The 1698-nt window shown below is 40.6% G+C and carries 1 protein-coding gene; it reads left to right on the top strand.

Translation table 11 applies throughout. The annotated features are described in order from the left end of the window. Window positions 1–134 precede the first annotated feature (134 nt). On the top strand, window positions 135–1493 hold the full coding sequence (locus tag KFO40_RS25535) for a transposase (protein WP_008022065.1): 1359 nt from the start codon (window positions 135–137) through the stop codon (window positions 1491–1493). Window positions 1494–1698: the final 205 nt, after the last annotated feature.

Here is a 1698-nt window from a genome sequence, read left to right as displayed (position 1 = left end):
TAGGGATATTCCTAAAATAATAAAATTTAAGGCAACTAATTCATTGCGAGTTAGTTGCCTTTTTTGTATCTTTAAGCATTCCCCCCAAAAAACGGTTTGACGGCCAAAACGGGGGTAATTAAAAATAAAAACACATGGTAAAGATACAAAAAATCTCAGAAATCGAACCTTGTTTAGGTTTTACCGAGTTCGATATGCTTAAAAAATATCGTCAAAGTTTTGCAACGAGTGAATTAGGTCGCCTCCATTCTCTGTTCCCTTTCTCGGAACTGGCCCGACAAATGCATTTGAAGTCCTCTCCTTTTGGGCGTAAAAGTTATTTTTCTCCCGAAGGTAAAATAGCCTTGATGGTCTTGAAGTCCTATACCAACTTTTCCGATGCACAACTGATTGAGCATTTAAACGGTAATATTCATTACCAGTTATTTTGTGGTGTTCAGATTGATCCGCTTCATCCACTAACCAATCCTAAAATCGTTAGTGCAATTCGTCAGGAACTAGCGGATCGCCTTGACGTTGAGTCCCTCCAGCTCATTCTTGCCGAGCATTGGACACCTTATCTTGAGAACCTTCATGTCTGTATGACCGATGCCACCTGTTATGAAAGTCATCTGCGTTTCCCTACTGATACCAAACTCTTATGGGAAGGTATTGTATGGCTTCATCGTCATCTGTGCAAACATTGCCAGACCTTGCACATACAACGTCCCCGTAACAAGTATCTTGATGTACGCCGTGCCTATCTTGCTTATAGCAAACTGCGTAAACGCAAGAAATCACAGACTCGTATGATTACACGAAGGTTACTTCAGTTATTGGAAAAGTTACTTGACCAGCTGGAGCTGCTTCATTCATCCTACAGGAACAGGCTTACACTATCCTCTGATTACCAAAGACGTTTCTCGGTCATACAGACAGTCCTTGAGCAAGGGAAGAATTTATTTGCAGGCAAAAAAGTGTCCAACCGTATCGTGAGTATCGACCGGCATTACCTTCGCCCCATTATCAGAGGCAAGGAAACCAAATCCGTTGAATTCGGAGCCAAAGTCAACAATATACAGATAGACGGAATCTCCTTTATAGAACATATCTCCTTTAAGGCTTTTAACGAAGGAGTACGTTTGAAAGACTGTATTCATCTGCAACAACAACTGACCGGGGTTAGGGTTAAGGCGCTTGCGGCGGATTCAATCTATGCCAATAATGCCAACCGGAAATTTTGTACAAAATATCATATAAGTACTTCCTTTAAGCGTAAGGGCAGAGCTGCCAAAGATGAGCCGCTTCGGAAAATCTTACGGTCGGAACTCAGCCGTGAAAGAGCTACCCGCCTGGAAGGAAGTTTTGGAACGCAGAAACAACATTACTCACTGGCCAGGATAAAAGCTAGAAACAGGAAAACGGAAGTACTTTGGATTTTCTTTGGGATACATACAGCCAATGCGGTATGTATGATAGAAAAGGTCGAAAAGAAAAAAAGAAAGGCAGCATAATCTAACTAAAATAACAGGAAAAACAGGAGAGGTTTTAACTTCCCCTAAAAAAGACATGTACATAATGCATGGGTGGGAAGGAAAAAATAAGAATATGTAAACAATATTCTACAAAAAAGATAGAAGACTGGGAGAGTTGAACGAAAAAATCAAGAGAAAAGCTCACGTAAAGCAAAGCTTTTCTCTTGATTTTTTAGAAAGAGGA

The sequence above is a fragment of the Bacteroides sp. 1001302B_160321_D4 genome, from assembly GCF_015667765.1.
Taxonomy (GTDB): domain Bacteria; phylum Bacteroidota; class Bacteroidia; order Bacteroidales; family Bacteroidaceae; genus Bacteroides; species Bacteroides xylanisolvens.
The sequence above is the reverse complement of the archived record's forward strand: the minus strand, read 5'-3'. Positions and strand labels throughout refer to the sequence as shown.